This is a genomic window from Peribacillus sp. P4_B1 (assembly GCF_056402395.1).
This window is the reverse complement of sequence record NZ_JBFUHM010000002.1, coordinates 73,419-96,155: the sequence shown is the minus strand read 5'-3', so window position 1 is coordinate 96,155 and position 22,737 is coordinate 73,419. Positions and strand designations below refer to the sequence as shown.

Annotated in this window: 22 protein-coding genes and 1 riboswitch; of the genes, 3 read left to right on the top strand and 19 right to left on the bottom strand. The window is 42.1% G+C overall.

The window, feature by feature from the left end; genetic code table 11:
- Nucleotides 1-92 precede the first annotated feature (92 nt).
- The gene (locus tag AC1DVK_RS01930) at nucleotides 93-557 is read right to left on the bottom strand and encodes an acyl-CoA thioesterase (RefSeq protein WP_410861199.1); all 465 of its coding nucleotides are present in this window, start codon (nucleotides 555-557) and stop codon (nucleotides 93-95) included.
- A 152-nt stretch (nucleotides 558-709) separates the two neighbouring features.
- Between AC1DVK_RS01930 and AC1DVK_RS01925 the strand changes: the two genes are divergently transcribed.
- Entirely contained in the window at nucleotides 710-850 is a 141-nt protein-coding gene (locus AC1DVK_RS01925) for a hypothetical protein (RefSeq protein ID WP_477625727.1), read from the top strand.
- 58 nt (nucleotides 851-908) lie between these two features.
- On the opposite strand, the gene sdhB is transcribed toward AC1DVK_RS01925, so the two are convergent.
- From sdhB to AC1DVK_RS01910, 3 genes are all read right to left on the bottom strand, one after another.
- Nucleotides 909-1,682, bottom strand: a complete 774-nt coding sequence (gene sdhB, locus AC1DVK_RS01920; RefSeq protein ID WP_061464304.1) for a succinate dehydrogenase iron-sulfur subunit — start codon at nucleotides 1,680-1,682, stop codon at nucleotides 909-911.
- 17 nt (nucleotides 1,683-1,699) lie between these two features.
- A complete protein-coding gene (gene sdhA, locus AC1DVK_RS01915) occupies nucleotides 1,700-3,451 on the bottom strand; it encodes a succinate dehydrogenase flavoprotein subunit (protein ID WP_089361698.1) in 1,752 nt (583 codons plus the stop codon).
- Nucleotides 3,452-3,521: 70 nt separating this feature from the next.
- Entirely contained in the window at nucleotides 3,522-4,130 is a 609-nt protein-coding gene (locus AC1DVK_RS01910) for a succinate dehydrogenase cytochrome b558 subunit (protein ID WP_089361699.1), read from the bottom strand.
- A 384-nt stretch (nucleotides 4,131-4,514) separates the two neighbouring features.
- On the opposite strand from AC1DVK_RS01910, the gene AC1DVK_RS01905 reads away from it, so the two are divergent.
- Nucleotides 4,515-4,985, top strand: coding sequence for a YslB family protein (locus tag AC1DVK_RS01905; protein WP_061464307.1), 471 nt, complete (start codon nucleotides 4,515-4,517; stop codon nucleotides 4,983-4,985).
- Nucleotides 4,986-5,048: 63 nt separating this feature from the next.
- Here AC1DVK_RS01905 and AC1DVK_RS01900 read toward each other — a convergent pair whose 3' ends face one another.
- From AC1DVK_RS01900 to zapA, 14 genes are all read right to left on the bottom strand, one after another.
- The gene (locus AC1DVK_RS01900) at nucleotides 5,049-6,281 is read right to left on the bottom strand and encodes an aspartate kinase (RefSeq protein ID WP_289319929.1); all 1,233 of its coding nucleotides are present in this window, start codon (nucleotides 6,279-6,281) and stop codon (nucleotides 5,049-5,051) included.
- Between the two features lie 89 nt (nucleotides 6,282-6,370).
- A riboswitch (Lysine riboswitch) is annotated at nucleotides 6,371-6,547 on the bottom strand.
- A 61-nt stretch (nucleotides 6,548-6,608) separates the two neighbouring features.
- Entirely contained in the window at nucleotides 6,609-8,381 is a 1,773-nt protein-coding gene (uvrC, locus tag AC1DVK_RS01895; RefSeq protein WP_284470063.1) for an excinuclease ABC subunit UvrC, read from the bottom strand.
- Nucleotides 8,382-8,483: 102 nt separating this feature from the next.
- Nucleotides 8,484-8,798, bottom strand: coding sequence for a thioredoxin (gene trxA, locus AC1DVK_RS01890; protein ID WP_061464310.1), 315 nt, complete (start codon nucleotides 8,796-8,798; stop codon nucleotides 8,484-8,486).
- Nucleotides 8,799-9,004: 206 nt separating this feature from the next.
- Nucleotides 9,005-9,982 carry an electron transfer flavoprotein subunit alpha/FixB family protein gene (locus AC1DVK_RS01885; protein ID WP_410861196.1) on the bottom strand — a complete coding sequence of 326 codons (978 nt, stop codon included), beginning with the start codon at nucleotides 9,980-9,982 and terminating at the stop codon, nucleotides 9,005-9,007.
- 70 nt (nucleotides 9,983-10,052) lie between these two features.
- On the bottom strand, nucleotides 10,053-10,826 hold the full coding sequence (locus AC1DVK_RS01880) for an electron transfer flavoprotein subunit beta/FixA family protein (RefSeq protein ID WP_410861194.1): 774 nt from the start codon (nucleotides 10,824-10,826) through the stop codon (nucleotides 10,053-10,055).
- A gap of 128 nt (nucleotides 10,827-10,954) precedes the next feature.
- Entirely contained in the window at nucleotides 10,955-11,728 is a 774-nt protein-coding gene (locus tag AC1DVK_RS01875) for an enoyl-CoA hydratase (RefSeq protein ID WP_410861192.1), read from the bottom strand.
- Nucleotides 11,729-11,852: 124 nt separating this feature from the next.
- Nucleotides 11,853-12,440 carry a TetR/AcrR family transcriptional regulator gene (locus tag AC1DVK_RS01870; protein ID WP_061464314.1) on the bottom strand — a complete coding sequence of 196 codons (588 nt, stop codon included), beginning with the start codon at nucleotides 12,438-12,440 and terminating at the stop codon, nucleotides 11,853-11,855.
- 198 nt (nucleotides 12,441-12,638) lie between these two features.
- Nucleotides 12,639-14,336 (bottom strand): long-chain-fatty-acid--CoA ligase, encoded by a 1,698-nt coding sequence (locus tag AC1DVK_RS01865; RefSeq protein ID WP_477625726.1) that lies wholly within the window; start codon nucleotides 14,334-14,336, stop codon nucleotides 12,639-12,641.
- A gap of 194 nt (nucleotides 14,337-14,530) precedes the next feature.
- Entirely contained in the window at nucleotides 14,531-15,289 is a 759-nt protein-coding gene (locus tag AC1DVK_RS01860; protein WP_477625725.1) for a GNAT family N-acetyltransferase, read from the bottom strand.
- A 210-nt stretch (nucleotides 15,290-15,499) separates the two neighbouring features.
- The gene (locus AC1DVK_RS01855) at nucleotides 15,500-15,907 is read right to left on the bottom strand and encodes a DUF350 domain-containing protein (protein ID WP_061464317.1); all 408 of its coding nucleotides are present in this window, start codon (nucleotides 15,905-15,907) and stop codon (nucleotides 15,500-15,502) included.
- Between the two features lie 64 nt (nucleotides 15,908-15,971).
- A complete protein-coding gene (locus AC1DVK_RS01850) occupies nucleotides 15,972-18,326 on the bottom strand; it encodes an endonuclease MutS2 (protein ID WP_477625724.1) in 2,355 nt (784 codons plus the stop codon).
- 35 nt (nucleotides 18,327-18,361) lie between these two features.
- Complete coding sequence (gene polX, locus AC1DVK_RS01845) at nucleotides 18,362-20,080, bottom strand: DNA polymerase/3'-5' exonuclease PolX (RefSeq protein WP_477625723.1); 1,719 nt, start codon at nucleotides 20,078-20,080, stop codon at nucleotides 18,362-18,364.
- Between the two features lie 210 nt (nucleotides 20,081-20,290).
- Nucleotides 20,291-20,836 (bottom strand): CvpA family protein, encoded by a 546-nt coding sequence (locus tag AC1DVK_RS01840; protein WP_061464320.1) that lies wholly within the window; start codon nucleotides 20,834-20,836, stop codon nucleotides 20,291-20,293.
- Nucleotides 20,837-20,840: 4 nt separating this feature from the next.
- Nucleotides 20,841-21,101 (bottom strand): cell division protein ZapA, encoded by a 261-nt coding sequence (zapA, locus tag AC1DVK_RS01835; protein WP_048678967.1) that lies wholly within the window; start codon nucleotides 21,099-21,101, stop codon nucleotides 20,841-20,843.
- 172 nt (nucleotides 21,102-21,273) lie between these two features.
- Between zapA and rnhC the strand changes: the two genes are divergently transcribed.
- Entirely contained in the window at nucleotides 21,274-22,233 is a 960-nt protein-coding gene (gene rnhC, locus AC1DVK_RS01830) for a ribonuclease HIII (protein WP_477625722.1), read from the top strand.
- Here the strand turns inward: rnhC and AC1DVK_RS01825 are convergent.
- Entirely contained in the window at nucleotides 22,224-22,688 is a 465-nt protein-coding gene (locus tag AC1DVK_RS01825; RefSeq protein ID WP_477625721.1) for a hypothetical protein, read from the bottom strand. The genes rnhC and AC1DVK_RS01825 overlap by 10 nt on opposite strands.
- Nucleotides 22,689-22,737 lie beyond the last annotated feature (49 nt).

Sequence of the window (22,737 nt, the reverse complement as noted above, 5' to 3'; positions counted from 1 at the left end):
TAAAACCCGGAGTGGGTGTCTATTTAGTCAAGATATAGTATGTTGGCCGGGGCAAGGGAGTGACTCTTTTACTTGTCTAAATCGAAATATTTTTAGGTATGTTCAAGCTCTGTATGCAACAACGACCGCTTCATCTCTTCTGTCCAAGGTATCGGCTTTCCGGTGGCTTTGGAGACCTGGACAATCGTTCCCCTGCCCGTGAAACAAATTGAACCATCGTGTTTGCTTCCCATATAATGTATATCTACAGAAGATTTTCCGATATGGTCAGCTTTCACATGAATTGTCAATTGATCATTGAAAAACACCTGCTTCAGGTAATCACATTGTAGATCTGCAACAACCGGCATCTCACCACCTTCAGCCGAGGTCCAATCCTTCATAAAACCCATGCTCTGGAAATATTCAATCCGCGCTTCTTCAAAATAAGTAAAAGGAATCGTGTTATTCAAGTGCCTAAACATATCCGTTTCCGAAAAGCGAACCTTAATCTCATGTTTAAAGGAAAAATCATTGATCCACTCGGTTATATTATCGATATATGATATTCTGTTCAACTTGTGCACTCCCTTTCGAATATGAATGACTATTCACTCATTTTATAAGAAAACAACGATAATGAAAAGGGTTTTCTATTGAAAGCTGTTTAATTTGATTATTGCTCACGTCACTAATCATAACGAGCATCCTTTGCAGGAGGCCGATGTCAATGGGTGTGGCCGATTTCCTCCTCCAATTCTCCATTCACACTTTGATCTTAGCTTTTTTCAGAGCGCTTGCAAAGCTATCATCTTTTATGGATTTGGCTACCGGTCCCTATCGTTCAAGTATTGAATTCACCCAAATGTAAAAACAAAGAAAAAAAAGAACCCATATCAAAATAGATACAGGTTCTTTCATTTTCATTTTTAAACTTCGTCGCTTCCAAAGAAGTTACGGAATTGTTGAATGGCAGTATCACGGTTCAATGCTGCAATCGAAGTCGTTAATGGAATTCCTTTAGGGCAAGACTGCACACAGTTTTGTGAGTTACCGCAGTTTGCAAGTCCTCCATCGGACATGATTGTATTTAAACGTTCCGCTTTATTCATTGCACCAGTTGGATGTGCGTTGAATAAACGAACTTGTGATAATGGTTGTGGTCCCATGAAGTCTGAATTGCTGTTCACGTTCGGACAGGCTTCCAAACAAACACCGCAAGTCATGCATTTAGACAATTCATATGCCCATTGACGTTTCTTTTCTGGCATACGCGGTCCTGGTCCAAGATTGTACGTTCCATCGATTGGAATCCATGCTTTTACCTTTTTCAATGAGTCGAACATACGGCTGCGATCGACTTGAAGGTCACGAACAACAGGGAAGGTACGCATTGGAGCAAGACGAACCGGCTGCTCCAATTGATCGATAAGAGCTGTACATGATTGTCTTGGTTTACCATTGATAACCATTGAACAAGCACCACATACTTCTTCAAGACAGTTCATATCCCATGCGATTGCTGTAGTGTGCTTGCCTTGTACAGTTACCGGATTACGACGAATTTCCATAAGAGCGGAAATTACATTCATATTCGGACGGTACGCTAATTCAAATTCCTCATCATAAGGAGCTGAATCCGGTGTATCTTGACGAGTGATTATAAAACGGACTGTTTTAGTCTCAGATTTAGTTTCAACCATTTTTTTGCTCCCCCTCTTTAATGTTTCGTAGTGTAATCACGTTTACGCGGTGCGATCAGTGATACATCAATATCTTCATAATGGAATTCAGGTGCTTGATCCAAGCCTTTGAATGTTGCCATTGTCGTTTTCATGAATTCATCATCATTACGTTCTGGGAAATCAGGTTTGTAATGTGCTCCGCGGCTTTCATCACGGTTTAACGCACCAATTGTGATTACACGAGCCAATTGCATCATGTTTTGCAGCTGTCTAGTGAATGCAGCTCCTTGGTTACTCCATTTTGCCGTGTCATTGATGTTAATTTTCTTGTAACGTTCCATCAACTCAAGAATCTTGTTATCCGTTTCTTTCAGCTTGTCATTGTAACGAACTACAGTAACATGCTGTGTCATCCACTCACCAAGTTCTTTGTGCAGGACGTAAGCATTTTCGTTACCATCAAGAGACATGACATCATTCCATTTTTCCTGTTGTTGTTTTTCGTAGCCTTCAAACAATGAAGCAGGAATGGATTCTGAAGTTTTATCAAGGCCTTCAATATATTTAACGGCATTCGGTCCAGCGACTGAACCACCAAAAATTGCAGAAAGAAGTGAGTTCGCACCAAGACGGTTACCGCCATGTTGAGAGTAGTCACACTCACCTGCAGCGAATAAACCTTTAATGTTAGTCATTTGGTCATAATCAACCCAAAGTCCGCCCATGGAATAGTGAACGGCAGGGAAAATTTTCATTGGAACTTTACGAGGGTCTTCACCCATGAATTTCTCGTAGATTTCAATGATTCCGCCAAGTTTAATATCAAGTAATTTAGGATCTTTATGAGATAGATCCAGGTAAACCATGTTTTCTCCATTAATACCAAGCTTCATGTTCATACATACGTCGAAAATTTCACGAGTCGCGATATCACGAGGTACTAGATTACCGTAAGCAGGGTATTTTTCTTCAAGGAAATACCAAGGTTTTCCGTCTTTATATGTCCAGATACGTCCACCTTCACCACGAGCGGATTCACTCATTAGACGAAGTTTGTCATCTCCAGGGATTGCTGTTGGGTGAATTTGAATGAACTCACCATTTGCATAATTTACACCTTGTTGATAAACGATGGAGGCTGCTGAGCCTGTATTGATCATTGAGTTAGTCGATTTACCGAAAATGATTCCAGGGCCGCCGCTCGCCATGATGACTGCGTCGCCAGGGAATGATTTGATTTCCATTGAAGTCAGGTTTTGAGCTACGATACCGCGTGCCGTTTGATCATCATCGATAACGGCTCCAAGGAATTCCCAGCCTTCATATTTCGTTACAAGGCCTTCAACTTCATAACGGCGAACCTGCTCGTCCAATGCGTAAAGTAATTGCTGACCAGTCGTTGCACCAGCGAATGCTGTACGGCTATGTTGAGTACCACCGAAACGACGGAAATCAAGAAGACCTTCAGGAGTACGGTTGAACATAACGCCCATACGGTCAAACATATGGATGATTGACGGTGCTGCATCGCACATCGCTTTAACCGGCGGTTGGTTAGCCAAGAAGTCTCCGCCATAAACTGTATCGTCAAAGTGGATAAATGGAGAATCCCCTTCACCTTTTGTATTTACTGCCCCATTGATTCCGCCTTGGGCACAAACTGAGTGAGAGCGTTTAACAGGTACTAAAGAAAATAAATCAACCTGTTGTCCCAGCTCTGCTGCTTTGATCGTAGCCATTAACCCAGCTAGACCTCCACCTACGATAATAATTTTACCTTTACCCAATTCTGTCACTCCCTTATTTCCATTAGCAAAGCTATGTTTTTCCTAACAATTATAAATGAACCCCATCTTCTTATACGAAAGCGAAAATTGCACTTACTCCAACATAAGAAAGAAGAACGAAAATGATCAAAGTAACGTAAGTCATGATTTTTTGTGATTTAGGTGAAATTGTCAGACCCCAGCTCACTGCAAATGACCATAATCCATTTGAGAAGTGGAAAATTGTCGAAATGACCCCAACTAAATAAAATGCAATCATAAATGGATTAGAGAAAATCTCTGCCATCATGTCAAAGTCAACCTCTGTACCCATAGCTACTTGGATCCTAGTTGACCATACATGCCAAACAAGGAAAATCAACGTAATGATTCCGCTTAGACGTTGTAAAAAGAACATCCAATTTCGGAAAAACCCAAATCTACCCAAATTATTTTTAGCCGTGAACGCGATATAAATCCCGTAAACAGCATGATAAATCAAAGGTAAGAAAATGATGAAGATTTCCAGGAAATAACGAAACGGTATGCTTTCTAAGAAATGTGCTGCTGAATTAAATGATTCCGGTCCCTTTGTTGCCATATAGTTGGTAACTAAATGCTCCAACAAGAACAGCCCGATCGGAATAACTCCAAGTAGTGAATGAAGTCTACGATTCCCAAACTCACGATTTTTTGCCACTAAGTGCCCCCCCTTAATTTGTGAAAAATCATGCAAAGATAAACTGGTGGCTACCTTTTATCTCCGCGTGAAAATAAAGTATAGAGTCAGAAAACTCCCCTATACTTCCGTTTACAATTATGTGACATGTCCATTTTACTCCTGACTTCTATGTGCGTCAAGAAAACGGATACAAGAATTCTCTTTTTCAGAATAGATTTTATTGGATTAAATTGTCTATTTTTTATTCATCAAGAAGATATTTTGGAGAAATTACTAATTAAACTATTAATATCTCGGTATAATTTATCATTTTTTCCCAATTGATATTTAAATAAATAAAAAACAGTATAATTTGCAAAAGAAAAACGTTTATAATAGATTAACAGAAAGAGGCGATAAACTATGAAAAAAAATATTGCTGCTGCGATAGAAGAAGAGATTCCAGCTGAGGAAATTCAAACTGAAGAATTCCAAGTTCCAGCTTTCGGATACGAATTAATCAGAGAAGTTCTATTGAACGATATTCTCGGAAAAGACTCTAATCAAATCCTCTATTGGGCAGGTAAACAGTTAGCACGTAAATTCCCATTAAATGGCGATCAAGAAGTTATTGAATTTTTCCAGAGCGCGGGATGGGGCACCCTGGAAATCATGAAGTATACGAAAAACCAGATGGAATTATCACTGACGGGTGAAATAATCAGCCGCCGTATGGATTTACATCCTGACTGTCACTTCCAACTTGAAGCCGGTTTCCTTGCCGAGCAGTTTACACTGCAAAAAAAGTTCCTAAGCGAATCAACGGAAGAAATCAAACGCCGCGCAAAAAAAGTGATATTCACCATTCAATGGGATCCCAGAGATCAAATCTAATGAGCCCTTAAAACAGACTTACCCTTTTTACCGGAAGTCTGTTTTTTATTGGACTCCTTACTCTCAAGCTAGCACATTTGCATGCTGCCCAAGTTTAAATGCTTCATGAAGAGATTCGACCGCCTTCACCATTTCCTTTTCATTGACGACAGTCGAGACTTTAATTTCAGATGTGCTGACCATTTTCACTTGGATGCCTGTATTGGCCATCACTTCAAACATCTCGGCAGCCACTCCTGGATTGGAAACCATACCAGATCCGACGATGGACACCTTGGCCAATCCGCCCTCCGTTTCGACTCGGTCGAATGACAATTGTTCCTTATTGTTTTCCAGTACGATCAAGGCCGCTTGCGTATCTTCACTTTTTGTGGAAAATGATAGATTGGTCGTATCCTCGGCTGTCATGCTTTGAATGATGATGTCCACATTAATCCGGTTTTTCGCAAGTGTCGTGAAAATTGTGGATAATGCACCAAGTGATTGGGGCAATCCATATATTGTGACCCTTGTAATACTGTCTTCAAAAGCAATGCCGCGTACAATTAAGTTTTCTTCCATAGTTGCTTCCTCCTCAATGATCGTTCCTGATTCTCTCTCCATGCTCGAACGGACTTCAAGCGGAATTTGATAATTTTTTGCATATTCTACAGCCCTTGGATGAAGGACGCCCGCCCCTAGGTTGGCAAGTTCCAGCATCTCATCATAAGAAATGGATTGGAGTTTACGCGCGGCTTTTATGTAGCGTGGATCCGTAGTGAAAACACCCGTTACATCCGTATAAATATCGCATCTATCCGCATTCAGCGCTGCAGCGATGGCAACTGCCGTCGTATCGGAACCGCCTCGTCCTAAGGTCGTGATTTCCCCATTTGCATCGTTCCCCTGGAAACCGGCAACGACCACAATTTTCTTCTCCTGGAGCTGAGCTTGAATCCTCGTGGCATCGATGTTTAAAATCCGGGCATTCCCATGAACGGATTCCGTTTGCATGCCAGCCTGCCAGCCAGTGTAAGAAATGGCTTCATGTCCCTCTTCAATCAATGCCATCGTTAACAGGGATATCGTGACCTGTTCCCCCGTAGTCAATAGCATATCCATTTCCCTCTTGCTCGGTGTTCCGGAAATATCCCGGGCCATGGAAACCAATTGATCCGTGGTTTTCCCCATAGCTGAAACAACGACGACTACCTCATTTCCATTCTTCACTTCCTCGATTACCCTATTGGCAACATTTTTTATTTTTTCTACGCTTCCGACGGATGTCCCGCCGAACTTTTGAACGATTAATGCCATCCTAATGCACCCTCTCTACCTTTTTAGGCAATAAAAAAAGCAATGAGAAATATCTCATTGCTGTGATCACATATCCAATACTGTAAACACAGTGAGATAGCTCTCCAGGGCATAAACCCTGACAATCCGCCATTTATTAAATGTCAGACCAGAAAAACAAGGTATGAGTCTTGTCTTCCTTCGGCGTCATCCCCTTTCAAAACCTTTCATGGAAGCTCATACTTCTCCAGGTTTTTACTCTTGAATTCCGCACCTCTATCAGCACTTTTAAGTTGTCTAGTTAAAAATTCCTTCTTATCATAGCATAGAGAATTGCCTGCAGCAAGATTATTCTTGTAATTTTCTAACGATTCCCTCTGCTACCCCTTTTGGCATGCCAGCTTCCATAATTTCCTCGGCCGTGGCCTCTTTGATTTTCTTCAATGACCCAAAATGCCTTAATAATTGCTTCCTCCGCTTTTCCCCGACTCCCGGAATATCATCAAGCTGGGAGTGAACGGCGTTTTTCCCGCGTAGCTGGCGATGAAACGTAATCGCGAACCGATGCACCTCATCCTGAATTCTTTGCAATAGATAAAATTCCTGGCTCCGTGAATCAAGAGGTACGAGTTCAAGCGGATTTCCAATCATTAATTGTGAAGTCCTATGCTTTTCATCCTTAATGAGACCTGAAAGTGGTATATCAAGGCCTAATTCATTCTCCAAAATATCCCTTACAGCTTCCACATGTCCCTTTCCTCCATCAATGATGATTAAGTCCGGAAGCGGCAGCCCTTCTTTCAATACTCGTGAATACCTTCTTCTGACCACTTCACGCATCGATTCATAATCATCAGGTCCCTGGACCGTTTTGATCTTATATTTACGGTACTCCCTTTTTTCCGGTTTCCCATCAATGAACACGACTAATGCGGAAACAGGGTCACTTCCCTGGATATTCGAGTTGTCGAAAGCTTCAATTCGATGCGGGGTGTAGATCCCTAATTGGTTCCCGAGGTTTTCCACCGCATTGATCGTTCTTTCTTCATCCCGTTCAATCAATGAAAATTTTTCCTGAAGGGCGATGGAGGCATTTTCATTCGCCAATTTAAGCATGTCTTTTTTCGATCCCCGTTTCGGGTGAATCGTTTTGACACCTAGCAGACCTTCGGCCATTTCAGCATCCACTGACTCAGGCAGCAGGATTTCCTTTGGTTTAAAGTGGTTGGTAATCTCGTAAAACTGACCGAGGAATGTAAGAAGCTCCTGTTCCGGTTCATCATAGACAGGAAAAAGTGAAACATCCCTTTCGATCAATTTACCCTGTCGGACAAAAAATACCTGAACGCACATCCAGCCTTTATCATAGGCAAACCCAAATACATCCCTGTCGATGAAATCGGTCGTCATCATTTTCTGCTTCTCCATCGTAATATCGATGTGGGCAATTTTGTCACGATACTCCTTGGCCCTCTCGAAATCGAGCTCCTCTGATGCCTCTAGCATTTTTTCAGTCAGCTCTTTTTTTATCTCAGTATGTCCGCCATTCAAAAACCGGTTGATATCATCCACCATTTTTTTATATTCCTGTTCCTCAACATCATATACACATGGGGCCAGACACTGGCCAAGGTGATAATAAAGACACACGCGATCCGGTAAGGTATTGCATTTTCTAAGGGGATAGATGCGATCGAGCAATTTTTTCGTTTCGTTGGCTGCAAAAGCATTCGGATATGGACCGAAATATTTCCCTTTATCTTTTTTGACTTTACGCGTAATAATTAGCCGTGGATGCCGTTCCGCCGTCAGCTTGATGAAAGGATACGTCTTATCATCCTTAAGCATGACATTATATTTTGGATCATGTTTTTTGATTAAGTTCAACTCTAAAATGAGAGCCTCGATATTGGAAGAGGTTACGATGTATTCGAAATCCTCTATCTCACTCACCAGCCGCAAGGTTTTTCCATCATGAGATCCCGTGAAATAAGAACGGACACGATTTTTCAACACTTTCGCTTTGCCTACATATATGATTGTTCCCTGACGATCTTTCATTAAATAACAACCAGGTTGATCGGGAAGAAGGGCAAGTTTATTCTTTATTTGTTGGTTCATGCATTCAGCCTCCTGTTCTCCCATTTTACAATTATTATATATCAAGATAGCGAAAAAAGCTTCAAGTCCGTAGACTTGAAGCTTTTTTTAGCTATCTTGCTATTACGCGTGTTTTGCAATAAGTTCAGCAAGTGCTTCTTTAGGTTGGAAACCAACCACTTTATCCACCACTTCACCGTCTTTAAGGACGATTAGTGTCGGGATGCTCATCACACCGAATTTCCCAGCTGTTTCTTGGTTTTCATCTACATCCACTTTTACGATTTTCGCTGTATCGCCAATTTCAGTATCAAGCTCTTGAAGAACAGGAGCGATCATTTTACAAGGTCCGCACCATGGAGCCCAAAAATCAACAAGAACTACACCTTCGTTAGTATCTGTAGTGAAAGTTTGGTCAGTTGCATTTACAATAGCCATATATATTTCCTCCTCAAATTTACTCCAATAACTAAAGACAGTATACCATCGTTGCTAGAATCGACGCCAATATTTTGCTTCAGTGGTAGGATGTCCAAAAAAAGAGTAAATATGCAGGCTCAAGCCTTGCCGAATAACACCAAAAAATGAAGGGTCCAGACATGTATCGGCTTTTGCCAAATGTCTTGCCCCTTCATTTTTTTCTATTAAGCGTTAACTTTTAGTTTTTTGAATTCTTCAGTCAGTAATGGAACGACTTCGAAAAGGTCCCCGACAATTCCATAATCAGCTATATTGAATATATTGGCTTCCGGGTCTTTGTTGATGGCAACGATAACCTTGGAGTTGGACATCCCAGCTAAATGCTGGATCGCTCCAGAAATTCCGCAGGCGATATAAAGGTCAGGTGTAACGACCTTACCCGTTTGCCCGATTTGCAAAGAGTAATCGCAATAGTCCGCATCACATGCACCGCGGGAAGCACCTACCGCTCCGCCAAGAACTTGTGCCAGTTCTTTTAATGGTTCAAAACCATCTTCACTTTTCACGCCACGGCCGCCTGCGATGATTACTTTTGCTTCTGAAAGGTCGACCCCTTCACTAGCTTTTCTAACAACATCTTTTATGATTGTTCGTAAATCCTTAATATCCACACTTAATGTAGTTACCTCACCAGAGCGTGACTCATCTTTCGCTAATGGTTCAATATTGTTCGGACGGATTGTCGCGAATATCACGCCATCTGTAACAATTTTCCTTTCAAATGCTTTACCAGAATATATCGGGCGGGTGAAAACGATATTTCCGCCTTCTTCTTCAATGGATGTAACATCGGAGATCAATCCTGATTCAAGTTTTCCAGCCAATTTAGGTGCAAGGTCTTTTCCTAAGGCCGTATGCCCAAAGAAAATCCCTTCTGGCTTTTCCTGCTCGATGACTGCAAGCAAGCCTTGAGCATAACCATCTGAAGTATATTGTTTCAATTGATCATTTTCTACAGCAATAACCCGGTCCGCACCATACTGGATCAATTCATCACCGAAATTTTTAACACTGCCACCAACTAAAACACCTACGATTTCCCCGCCATCTGCAGCAAGTTTAGCCGCACCGATAGCTTCAAATGATACATTTCTTAGTGAACCGTCGCGAACTTCGCCCAATACAAGAAACTTTCTAGCCATTTATAAAAACCTCCTGTGCTCTATTTTATCTATTTGTCGTGTGTTGTTGTTTTGAAAAGGACCGTTTCGATTAAATCACTTTTGCTTCGCTGCGTAATAATTGAACAAGTTCGCTAACTTGATCACCGATTTCGCCGGTCAATACTTTACCAGCTTCTTTTTTAGCAGGAAGATAGATTTCAATCGTTTTTGTTTTTGCTTCAACATCTTCTTCTTCCAAATCCAGATCATCCAATTCCAATTCTTCAAGCGGCTTCTTCTTCGCTTTCATGATTCCTGGCAAAGAAGGATAACGTGGCTCATTTAGACCTTGCTGAGCTGTCACTAACAATGGAAGGGATGCTTCGATCGTTTCAGAGTCCCCTTCAACATCACGGATAACGCTTACATTTCCATTTGCGATATCAAGCTTAGTGATTGTTGTAATATAAGGAATTTCCAATATCTCGGCAACACGCGGCCCCACCTGACCGGAACCGCCATCGATTGCAACATTCCCCGCAATGATTAAATCGGCATTTTTACCTTTTAAGTATTCGCCTATAATTTTGGCAGTCGTGAATTGGTCGCCATTTTCTATGTCGTCTTCTATATTTATCAATACGGCTTTGTCAGCCCCCATTGCAAGCGCTGTGCGTAATTGCTTTTCAGCCTCTTCGGTGCCGACAGAAATAACCGTTACTTCGCCGCCCTGTGCATCACGCACTTGAATTGCTTCTTCAACAGCATACTCATCGTATGGATTTATGATGAATTCTGCTCCATCCTCATTAATTTTCCCATTGGATAGTGTAATTTTTTCTTCTGTATCAAATGTTCTTTTCAGCAGCACATAAATGTTCAAGATAATACCTCCCGAATGATTTGAGTTTTGAAGATTATGAATTTTATTGATATATATTATTGTATTCTTCAGGTTTCACCAAAATCCTRCATAATATTTAAAAATAGTTATTTATCTGACGGGAAACATCATTTCCCTTTGAATACCGCTTCCCTTTTTTCAATAAAAGCGCCAATTCCTTCTTGTGCATCAGCCGTATCGAAAGCTTGGCCAAAGAGGACTGCCTCCCTCTCCACACCTTTATAGTAGGAATCATGCTTGGAATAATTTAATAATTCTATAGCCGCCTTTAAAGCGAGTGGGCTCTTCCTGGCAATTTTATTGGCTAGTTCCTTCGCTTTTGGAATCAGTTCTTCATCCGTGAAGGAATGATTTGCCAATCCATATTGCACAGCTTGGATACCTGTAATCGGTTCACTTGTAAACAGCATTTCCGCGGCCTTTGCCATACCGACATATCGAGGAAGGCGTTGAGTGCCGGCAAACCCGGGGATTAAGCCCAACTGCAGCTCAGGCAAACCTAGTTTTGCCCTTTCGGTTACCAAACGGATGTGACAGGACATAGCCAGCTCCAATCCTCCGCCAAGCGCCGCCCCATGAATGGCTGCAATGACCGGTTTTGGAAAAGATTCAATTTTCTCAAATGCAGCTTGACCATTCTTGGTCAGTTTCTCGAAAGCTTTACCATTTTTCAATTCAGTAAACTCTTTAATGTCTGCTCCTGCAGAGAAAAACCTTCCTTCACCATGAAGAACGACAACCCGTACGGATTCGTCCTGCTCCATTTGATCGAAGGCCTGTGAAAGCTCCCCGATGATTGCCGATGAAAGAGCATTTGCGGGTGCATGATCAATCGTTATAAATGCCACATGATTTTCGACAGAAAGCTTAAGGTATTCCATATCTATCCCTCCAGGCATGTAGTCAAACTTTTTTGATAATTCAATATGTATCACTTCCCGATAAAACTGGAAGCAGAATTAACCGATTCTTTCGAGGATGGCTAGCCACCCTCTATTTAAATCGTTAACTTTTCAAGCCACAGCCGCCAATTAGAAGGCGGTGAACGTCTGTTGCAAGGTCTGGGAGCGAATACTTTTGCTCATTCATGACCCAAGTCGTCACTGTTTCGTCGATCGTTCCAAAAATCATCTGCCTTGCAAGTAAATTATTTAAATCAGGCAGAAATTCGCCGTTCTCTTTTCCTTCTATAATGATCTGATCGATTAAATGTAAATACCCTCTTAACACATCATTAATTCTTAGGCGTAATTCTTTATTAGACTGTCTTAATTCCAACTGAGTGACAATTGCTAAATTCACGTCTTCTGAAAGGTTTTGAAAATGTTTTTGGATGAGCACTTGCAGTTTTTCCGAAGCTGTGGTCTTTCCTTTTAGTTCTTCTTCGATCTGTTCCACAAAATAGCCCATCTTTTCATGGAATAATGATATTAGGATATCTTCTTTATTTTTAAAATAAAGATAAATGGTGCCATCCGCTACGCCTGCCTGCTTGGCGATTTTGGATACTTGGGCTTGATAATAACCGTTTTGGGCAATGACGATAACGGCCGCATCAATAATTTGATTATACTTTGGTCTGTTGCGTTTCACTGGATGTCCCCTTTCAGAAATGAATGAATCATCATTCATATTTCCATCATAAAATGACGACCCTTTACTGTCAAGGAAAAACTTCTAAGCGTCCTGGCATTCCACATGCTCATTGTACAGCCCCCACCCATAGGTTGTCCAGCCGTTCTGAAAACACGGAGCTTCATTCCGCTGCTCCGTCTAAAGGTGGATGCTTGTTTAAGCTTCTTTTCTATCCTCGGATATTTTTTTCTTCTCTTCTTCGATAAGGACTCTTCTCAATATCTTTCCTACCGTCGTTTTAGGAAGTTCTTTCCTGAATTCATAGCTGCGCGGCACCTTATAGGAAGCCAGGTTCTTTCTTGCAAAATCATTCAGTTCTTCTTCAGTGGCCTTGGCATTTTTTTTCAGTACGACATAGGCTTTGACGGTCTCACCGCGATATGGGTCAGGGATACCTGCCACGACTACCTCCTGTATGGCCTCATGCTCGTATAGAACCTCTTCCACTTCACGTGGATATATATTGAAGCCGCCTGCAATGATTGTATCTTTTTTCCTCTCGACTACATAAAAGAACCCCTGCTCATCCATGTAACCCAGATCGCCCGTTAGCAGCCAGCCATTTTTAAAAGTGCTTTCCGTTTCATCCGGGCGGTTCCAGTAACCTTGCATTACCTGTGGTCCTTTTATGGCAATCTCACCAATTTCATTCGGAGGAAGCTCTTCACCGGTTTCCAGGGATAGAATCACCGAGTCGGTATCTGGCCACGGCAATCCAATGCTTCCTTTTACACGCGGCTGATCCCAGATGAAATTAGCATGGGTCACCGGGGAGGTTTCAGACAGTCCAAAACCTTCAACCAGCTTCCCGCCGGTAATTTTCTCAAACTGCTCTTGGACCTCTAATGGCAATGGTGCAGAACCGCTTATACAGGCATTGATGGAAGAAAGGTCATATTTAGCGATATCCGGATGGTTCAATAGGCCAATATACATCGTTGGCGCTCCTGGAAACATGGTCGGTTTCTGTTTTTGGATGGTTTTAAGCGTTGCTTCAACGTCAAACTTTGGCATGATGATCATGGTGTTCCCCTCCATGATGGAAAGAACCAAGACTGTCGTCATACCGTACACATGGAAGAATGGCAGAATCGCAAGGACCCTTTCCTCACCGCGCTTATTTTTATAAAGCCAGGCATTGCACATTTTCGTATTTGACAGCAAGTTCTTATGGGTAAGCATGACACCTTTAGGAAAGCCTGTTGTCCCCCCTGTATATTGCAAAAGGGCAAGGTCATTATTCACATCGATAGGCTCGGTGACATCTTCGGGGATCTTTCGTTTCATGATTTCGGAAAATAAATGATGATTGCCCGAATGCTCCACATTGATGACGATTCCGTATTGCTTTTTTTGAATAAAAGGATAGATAAGATTTTTCGGGAAAGGCAAATATTCTTTGATAGCGGTTACAATTATATCTTCTATATCCGTTCTTGAAGCGACGGCAGCGACACGGGGAAATAAAATATCCATCGCTAAAATTATTTTCGCTCCGGAATCTTTCATTTGATACTCTAGTTCACGTTCGGTATACGTTGGATTCGTTTGAACCACGACTCCGCCGGCCATCAATATTCCAAAAAAACTTATGACACCCTGAGGGCAATTAGGAAGCATGACGGCAACGCGATCTCCTTTTTGAAGACCGATACTTTTTAAATAGGCTGCGAACTTTAACGCAGATTCATACACTTCTTGGAAAGTTAATTCTTTTCCCTGGAAATGAATCGATACTTTATCAGGGAATTCTTCGGCTGATTCCTTCAAAAAAGAATAAAGAGGTTTATCTTCGTACGACAAAACAGCTGGTATCTGTTCCGGATAAATAGCTTGCCATGGCTTATTGCTCATTTGCCCCCTCCTTCTGAATATTCCCAATACTCTTTATCATTATAATACAACCGGGATTTTCTTACAATTGTTGAAATTCAGAAAAGTAAGCATAAAAGCTGTTAATGAGTGGTGGAGCAGTCATTATGACTTGTACCTGCCAAGAGGAAATATTTGATAAAACGCTAAAAATGAGAAACAAAAAAAGGAGTGTTTTACTCCTTAGTTTTAATTCTATACCAATATTTATATTTTTCTTTAAATCCCAATTTTCCGTACAAGCAAGAAGCAGGCGCATTCGTTTCTATGACCTGAAGATAGGCATTTTTTGCCCCATTTTCTTTACCCCAATGCAATAGATTACGAATGAGTTTTGCACCATAGCCTTGGTTTCGAAAGTTTTCATGGGTAATGATATTGTACAGGCCTATGTATTCGTCTTCCAAAACACCCAGTCCACTTGCTGTCACGGTTCCACCTTCATCAGTCAACAACATAAAGCATGTTTTTGGAATGATATTCCCTAACATCTTTTTTAGGATGGTTTGATCATGATCATTAACATTACTTAGCAGGCAGAAATGGTGAAACCAGTCATCGTGTAAATGCTCATACTTCATGACATTGGTTTCATTAGGTGATCCTGTTTCTGCCAAATTCAATACCTGGACACTTGTTTTACCTTCAAGAACATACCCGGACTCTTCCAGTACACTATCCAAGATGATAGGCTTGGCCTGTGGAGTGATTTTGTACACGGCCCTATCATTTCTTGCAAAATATAATTGTTCACAATTCAATATTTTCTTTTTCACATTTTCATTCGATAAATAGATGGGATTGATAGAATTCGCCCGTTTCGTATATCCATCCGCAAATCGGATAACCCAGCCATCATAGATTTGCGTTTGCAGGGCCGGTAAAGCGTTCATCGATAGTTCTTCAATCTTTTGCATCAATTTGGAGCGATTCATGTTCTTCCTCCTCTTCCGAAAAGTCTATTTGACCATTATCATTATACACGCCCCCCTTTTTTTAATAGAATTCAAATAAAAGAAGCGGCACAATGGCCGCTTCAATTGAAGAATATCATATAAATGATTCCTAACAGGAAAAAGATTCCGCAACAAACAATTAAGACTTTTGCAAGCTTCTCCACAGTTTTCTCCCTCTCATGAAGGGCATTAAGAAATTCCGGCGCCGATGACAAAAGATAATGCGATTGAAATGATCATCGATAGGAATCCAACTGCCCGATTATCTTTTTGTATCTCTTCATCTATTTTAAACCGAGGAGTCATAAATTCAAAAATGAAATAACCGATCAACAGAAGGACGAATCCGTATACGCCCCAGCCAATCATGGTAAGAAGCGAATTCTGATGGAGGATGGACTGTTGGAATACATAGGCGATCCCAAATATTTTACCGCCAGTTGCCATCGCGACAGAAAGGTTTCCCTGTTTGATTTCCTCCCAGTTCTTGTACTTTGTGACAAGTTCAAAAATGGCTAAAAAAACAATCATGCACAGAATAACGACACTGTATCGAGCAGCTATATATACATATTCATTTTCCCACATGTTCTCCATGGTCCAACTCCCGAATGGTAACTAGCCACCCGGCTTTTGCAGTAGCCGGAATGGCCACTTTCCTTTATTTAAATTCCACCACCGTAACACCTGTTCCGCCTTCACCGGCTTCACCGAAGCGAATCCTTTTGACGGAGCGGTGATTTTTCAAGTATTCCTGAACACCGGACCGGAGAGCCCCCGTTCCTTTACCATGAATGATGGAGACACTCGAATAACCGGCCAAAAGAGCATCATCAACGTACTTTTCCACTCTTGATATTGCATTTTCAAAGCGTTCGCCACGCAGGTCGAGTTCCACGCTAACGTGATAATCCCGTCCTTTTATCGTGGTAAGCGGTTTTATTTCTTTTACTTTCGTTGCCTTGATGAATTCTAGGTCAGACTCCTTCACCTTCATTTTCATGATGCCGATCTGAACCTGCCATTCATTACTTGAGACCTTCTCGATCAAGTGACCTTTTTGACCAAAGCTTACGACCTTCACTTCATCTCCAGGCTTCAAGCTTTTATCCAGCGGCCTCGCCGCTTTATTTGATGTTTTTTTCAATTTTGGCGTCGCGTTTTCAAGCCGTTTTTTTGCATCGATCAGTTCATGCTCTTTAACATCGGCATGCTTTTCCAGACGCAGTTTACGCAAATCGGCAATAATCGCTTCCGCTTCTTTTTGCGCATTTTCAACGATTGCCGCTGCCTCTTTTGCAGCCTTTTCGACCATGGCATCCCGTTCTTCATGATATTCACCAATTTGCTTTTGAAGGTCTTTATGAAGAACTTCAGCCTGTTTCAGGTGATCCGCTGCTTCCCGTTCCTCTTCTTCAGCCTTCTTGCGGCTGTCTTCAAGGGAGGCTATCATATTCTCAACTTTATTCGTATCCTCACCAATATGGCTGCGGGCGCTGCTTATCACGCTTTCTTCCAAACCAAGGCGCTTGGAAATTTCAAATGCATTACTCCGTCCCGGTACACCGATCAAAAGTTTATAGGTAGGACTTAAGGTTTCCACATTAAATTCTACGCTTGCATTAATGACGCCTTCCCGATCATATCCGTACGCTTTTAATTCTGGGTAATGTGTCGTTGCAATCACACGTGCTCCGCGCTTATACACTTCATCCAAAATGGAAATGGCTAAAGCGGCACCTTCCTGAGGGTCGGTTCCCGCACCAAGCTCATCGAATAAAACAAGGCTGTCATAATCGACATTCTTTAGGATATCGACAATATTGACCATATGCGAAGAGAATGTACTTAAGCTTTGCTCAATCGACTGTTCGTCGCCAATATCGGCATAAACAGAGGAAAACACAGCCGTTTCGGACCCATCCAGCGCAGGGATTTGCAGACCGGACTGGGCCATTAAGGTACAGAGGCCAATTGTTTTCAGTGTAACCGTTTTACCTCCTGTATTGGGTCCGGTGATGACGATTGTCGTAAATTCATCACCAAGGAAAATGTCATTGGCCACGACAACATCACTCGGAATGAGCGGATGTTTCGCTTTGAATAATTTCACGCGTCCCTCATTATTCAGAATCGGTTTGGATCCTTTTATCGCTTTTGCATACTTTGCCTTGGCGACAAGGAAATCGATTTGTGCAAGCACTTTGACATTATGAAGCAATTCTGGGGTGAACGCACCGACTTTTTCCGATAATTCGACCAATATCCGTTCTATTTCCTGTGTTTCCTTCACTCGGGTTTCCTGCAGGACATTATTCAGTTGAACGATAGCTTGCGGTTCAATGAACAGCGTCTGCCCAGATGAGGATTGATCATGAATGATCCCTCCATACACACTGCGGTATTCCTGTTTTACCGGGATCACAAAACGGTCATTCCTGATGGTGATGATGGCATCCGATAACATTTTTGATGCGCTGGAAGAACGGATCATGCTTTCTAGTTTTTCCCTGACACGGCTTTCGTTCGTCCGAATCTGGTTTCTTAGGGTACGAAGCTTATCGCTGGCAGAATCCATCACTTCGCCATGTTCACTTACTGCATACGTAATTTCCTGTTGCAAATCAATCAATGGATGAAGGGAATCGATATATTCCGCTAAAAGCGGAACATCAATTTCCTGCTCTGCGAGTTCATCGAAGAAACGGCTGAGGATCCTGCCGGCACGAATCGTACTTGCAAGTTCCATCAATTCCATCGGCGAGAGCATTCCGCCAATCTGTGCCCTTTTTGCATGTGGACGGATATCAAAAATCCCGCCCAACGGCAAGTTGCCTTTCAGCCGGACGATCTTGGCTGACTCATCTGTTTCTTCCTGCCATCTCGACACCTCTTCAAAATCAATGGAAGGCATCAATTGCTGTGCCTTCTCTTTTCCTATGGAAGAGGATGCGTGTGAGATTAATTGTTCTTTTATTTTATGAAATTCCAATGTCTTTAAAGCTTTATTATGCATGGAGTTAAAGCTCCTCCTTATTTATGGGCAAATAGTTAATCATTTCTCTTTAAAAACGCTAATAATCCATCCTTATCCCTTGCATTAAGGACCGTTGATTCTTTAATCCAGCCCTTTTTCGCCGCCGAGACTCCAACAGGCATATGTTCAAGCATATCGATGCTGTGGGCATCGGTATTGATTACGATCGGAACGCCTGCTTCCTGTGCCTTGCGGAGATGGGGTGGCGCCAAATCCAATCGGTTCGGATTCGCATTCAATTCCAATGCGGTATTCGTCTCGCGTGCCAGTTCGATCAGCATCTCTATATCAACATCATATCCGGTGCGTCTGCCGATAATCCTTCCCGTTGGATGGGCGATGATATCGACATGCGGATTATTCAGAGCCGTTTTTAAGCGCTCCATGATCGTTTCCCTAGGCTGTGAAAAGCTTGAGTGAATCGATGCGATCACCAAATCCAGCTCCGCAAGCAGTTCATCGTCATAATCAAGTGTCCCATCAGGGAGTATATCCATTTCAATCCCTGAAAGAACGGTAATGTCATCATATTTTTCATTCAGTTCATGGATGATTCGTTTTTGTTCACGTAAACGCTCCACGGTCAAGCCATTCGCCACTTTCAAATATTGTGAATGATCGGTGATGGCCATATAGCGATAACCTTTTGCACGGCATGCTTCAATCATTTCTTCAATCGTATGAGCCCCATCACTCCATGTGGTATGCATGTGCAGGTCACCTTGGATGGCCTCTATAGATATGAGAGGTTCCTTAGCATCATATTGCTCCACTTCCGTTCCGTCTTCACGCAGCTCTGGGGGAATGAATGGAAGGCCAAAATGATTATAAAATTGTTCTTCCGTTTCAAACGTCAGTACATCACCGGTTTCAACCACTTCCACACCATATTCGCTGATTTTCTCTCCGCGATCTTTAGCCAGCTGGCGCATCCGCACATTGTGATCTTTCGAACCGGTAAAATGATGGAGTGTCGTGATGAATTCCTTATCCTTCACAATTCGGAAATCGACAGAAATATCATATTCATAATCAAGCACGACCGATACTTTTGTATCACCGGCTGCAATCACTTGTTTTATGCCCGTTAAAGCAAGCAGTTGATTCTTGACTTCATCGGGATGATCTGTCGAGATGATGAAATCGAGGTCCTTGATCGTTTCCCTCATACGCCGGATGCTGCCGGCTCTGGATGATCGTATGATGCCTTCCATGTTCGCAAGGGCCGTTTCAATAACATCCGCAATCGGCCTCATGAAGGCAAGGGGTAGCCGTTCAGGCCTTGAACCTGCCTCGGCAATTGCAGACAGGATCTTCTCTTCCGTTTTTTTGCCGAAACCGGCAAGCGCCGCGACCCTGCCCTCTTCACAGGCGATTTTAAGATCATTTACATCATTGACATGCAGCTCTTTATGAAGTTTGGCAATTTTCTTCCCGCCCAAACCCTGAAGCTGCAAGAGCGGAATCAACCCTTTCGGCACCTGCTCCTGCAGCTCTTCAAGTACGGTCGATTTCCCCTCATTTATATACTCTTCGATGACAGATGCCGTTCCTTTCCCGATTCCATTTAAAGCGGTAAAGTCTTCGATAGCGGTAAGGCTCCGATCATCCGTTTCCAAGGCGCCTGCTGCCTTTCTGAAAGCTGAAACCTTGAACGGGTTCTCTCCTTTTAATTCCATATATATTGCGATTTTTTCTAATAATTTAATGATATCTTTTTTATTAATTGTCATTTAATTCACCGCCGAAAAAATTAGTAGGGTGTCCCATGTTTACTTTCTTAAAGATACCTTTCTTGGAGGTAAAGTACAAGCAGTCCGATTCTTAACTTTCGAACCAAATTGAGGGAGATAACATTCAACTGCATAAAAAGGGGCCTCCCCCGTTCAAAGTATAGGAATCTAGAACTTTGAGAAAGGGAGGCAGGCCCTCGTATATTGACATTAAGATTGTTTTAATTCATTAAACCAAAGGTCTTTCACTTGCTCTGACAGGAACGGCGTATGTTTCACGATCGTTTCTGCCAGAAAAGATTCCGTTAATGGTTTCTGGATGGAATCCATTGGCAGCATGGCAGCTATATATAATATAATAAACATGATAAGATAGACTTCGAGAAAACCCAATATCCCGCCACCCCAGCGATTCAGCTGTTTTAAAATCGGAAGATGGGTAATGAAATTGAGCATAGATCCTATCATTTGCCAAAGAATCTTGGCAGCAAAGAAAATGATTGCAAAGGCAATCGCATTGTAATAAGCCGTTTCAAGCCCGACTGTATCGAAAAACATATTAAGGGTCGAGGAATCACTCATCGTTGGAAACGGGATCCACAATTTCAAATTGGGAGCAAGATCTCCGTAAAATACATATGCGACGATGAAGGCCACTATAAACCCTGTCATATGAACCATTTGTAAAATGAAGCCACGCTTTAAACCGATTAATAAACCGATTAAAAGAATGGCCAGAATTGCTAAATCAAGCATGTACTCAGTCCTTCTCTCTCTTTAATTCCAGTTGAAGCTGGTCTAGTTCATCTTTTAATTTAATATATTCGTGGATGGTATTCACGGCCGTTAGTACCGCTAGCTTGCTTGTATCCAAATATGGATTTTTCATCCTGATCTCTCTCATTTTTTCGTCAACCATCGAAGCGACCAGGCGCATATGGCTTGCGCTTTCTGTACCGACGATTGTGTATGGTTGACCGTATATATCAACTGTTGTTTTATTTCGTTTATCGTCTGACAAAATGATGCCCCCAATCTAAACAATCCTAATTCTATCATATCATGAAGTTTTTCGTCACGAAAGATAGTACAGCGTCATTTCTCGCATAAAAACTGCAATAATTTGTCAGATGAAAACGACTCTAGGATGAAAATTACCTGAAAAATAAAATGATGTTAGGAGTTTACCCATTATGTCCCATGTTGTTTTACTTATCAGCCCTGAACAAATAAAGGTGATGAAATCCCATTATTCTTCATCCTTAGCCGCCAAACTGCCGCCAGGGAGCATCTTTTCCGCCAAACCGCCGTTATGTACGGTGACCGCCTATAAATCCGGCAAAGTACTCTTTCAAGGTAAGAATGCCGAAATAGAAGCGGTAAAATGGCAACAAGGTACCACCGCTGCGGCTCCAAAGAAAAAAACGGCATCATCCGCATCAGTCAACGTCCATCGATATTCACCACCTGCAAATATCGGAATCATGTCAGTGATTGGATCCGATGAAGTAGGAACAGGAGATTATTTCGGCCCGATCACCGTTGTAGCCGTATATGCAAAAAAGGAGCAACTCGCCCTATTGAAGGAACTTGGTGTCCAGGATTCCAAAAACCTGAAAGATCCACAGATTATCGAAATTGCCAAACAGATTAAGGATGTTGTGCCATTCAGTCTGCTCACATGCGACAACCCGAAATATAATACGCTGCAGGCAAAGGGAATGTCACAAGGAAAAATGAAGGCCCTCCTCCATAACCAAGCAATCAAGCATCTCATGCAAAAAATGGACCCGGAACAAGCGGAAGCGGTCCTTATTGATCAATTCGCTCAACCAGATGTATTTTTTAATTACCTAAAAGGCCAAGAACTATTTCAAGCTAATGCCACCTATTTATGCACAAAAGCGGAAGGCATACACCTAGGAGTGGCAGCCGCTTCCATCCTGGCCCGATATGCATTCGTCAAACGCTTTGATTTGCTGAGTGAAAAAGCCGGATTCAAAATCCCTAAAGGTGCCGGCTTTGCAGTCGATGAAGCAGCTGCAAGATTGATTCATGAAAAAGGAATCGATTCATTGAACGAATTCACGAAAATCCACTTCGCCAATACAGAAAAAGCGAAGCGATTATATCAACAAAAATATCATAAATAAGGGAACAGCCGCTTTTTTATTGATGAAAAACACGTTTTACTCGTAAATTCGCATGCTTTACTCGTGAATTCACACCATTTACTCGTGAGTTCACACGCTTTACTCGTGAGTTCACACGCTTTACTCGTGAGTTTACACGCTTTACTCGTGAATTTACACCATTTACTCGTGAATTCACACCATTTACTCGTGAGTTCACACGCTTTACTCGTGAGTTCACACGCTTTACTCGTGAATTTACACCATTTACTCGTGAATTCACACGCTTTACTCGTGAATTTACACCATTTACTCGTGAATTTACACCATTTACTCGTGAGTTCACACCATTTACTCGTGAGTTCACACACTTTACTCGTGAATTTACACCATTTACTCGTGAATTCACACGCTTTACTCGTGAATTCACACGTTTTACTCGTGAGTTCACACCATTTACTCGTGAGTTCACACACTTTACTCGTGAGTTCATAAAAAGACAGCTTCCCAAGATTCAGGGAGCTG

Excerpts from the sequence above, each read along its gene's own strand:
- AC1DVK_RS01925 (WP_477625727.1), top strand. The coding sequence starts at position 710 with ATGGGTGTGGCCGATTTCCTCCTCCAATTCTCCATTCACACTTTGATC.
- sdhB (WP_061464304.1), bottom strand. The coding sequence starts at position 1,682 with ATGGTTGAAACTAAATCTGAGACTAAAACAGTCCGTTTTATAATCACT.
- AC1DVK_RS01905 (WP_061464307.1), top strand. The coding sequence starts at position 4,515 with ATGAAAAAAAATATTGCTGCTGCGATAGAAGAAGAGATTCCAGCTGAG.
- AC1DVK_RS01900 (WP_289319929.1), bottom strand. The coding sequence starts at position 6,281 with ATGGCATTAATCGTTCAAAAGTTCGGCGGGACATCCGTCGGAAGCGTA.
- uvrC (WP_284470063.1), bottom strand. The coding sequence starts at position 8,381 with ATGAACCAACAAATAAAGAATAAACTTGCCCTTCTTCCCGATCAACCT.
- trxA (WP_061464310.1), bottom strand. The coding sequence starts at position 8,798 with ATGGCTATTGTAAATGCAACTGACCAAACTTTCACTACAGATACTAAC.
- AC1DVK_RS01885 (WP_410861196.1), bottom strand. The coding sequence starts at position 9,982 with ATGGCTAGAAAGTTTCTTGTATTGGGCGAAGTTCGCGACGGTTCACTA.
- AC1DVK_RS01875 (WP_410861192.1), bottom strand. The coding sequence starts at position 11,728 with ATGGAATACCTTAAGCTTTCTGTCGAAAATCATGTGGCATTTATAACG.
- AC1DVK_RS01865 (WP_477625726.1), bottom strand. The coding sequence starts at position 14,336 with ATGAGCAATAAGCCATGGCAAGCTATTTATCCGGAACAGATACCAGCT.
- AC1DVK_RS01860 (WP_477625725.1), bottom strand. The coding sequence starts at position 15,289 with ATGAATCGCTCCAAATTGATGCAAAAGATTGAAGAACTATCGATGAAC.
- AC1DVK_RS01855 (WP_061464317.1), bottom strand. The coding sequence starts at position 15,907 with ATGGAGAACATGTGGGAAAATGAATATGTATATATAGCTGCTCGATAC.
- AC1DVK_RS01850 (WP_477625724.1), bottom strand. The coding sequence starts at position 18,326 with ATGCATAATAAAGCTTTAAAGACATTGGAATTTCATAAAATAAAAGAA.
- polX (WP_477625723.1), bottom strand. The coding sequence starts at position 20,080 with ATGACAATTAATAAAAAAGATATCATTAAATTATTAGAAAAAATCGCA.
- AC1DVK_RS01840 (WP_061464320.1), bottom strand. The coding sequence starts at position 20,836 with ATGCTTGATTTAGCAATTCTGGCCATTCTTTTAATCGGTTTATTAATC.
- rnhC (WP_477625722.1), top strand. The coding sequence starts at position 21,274 with ATGTCCCATGTTGTTTTACTTATCAGCCCTGAACAAATAAAGGTGATG.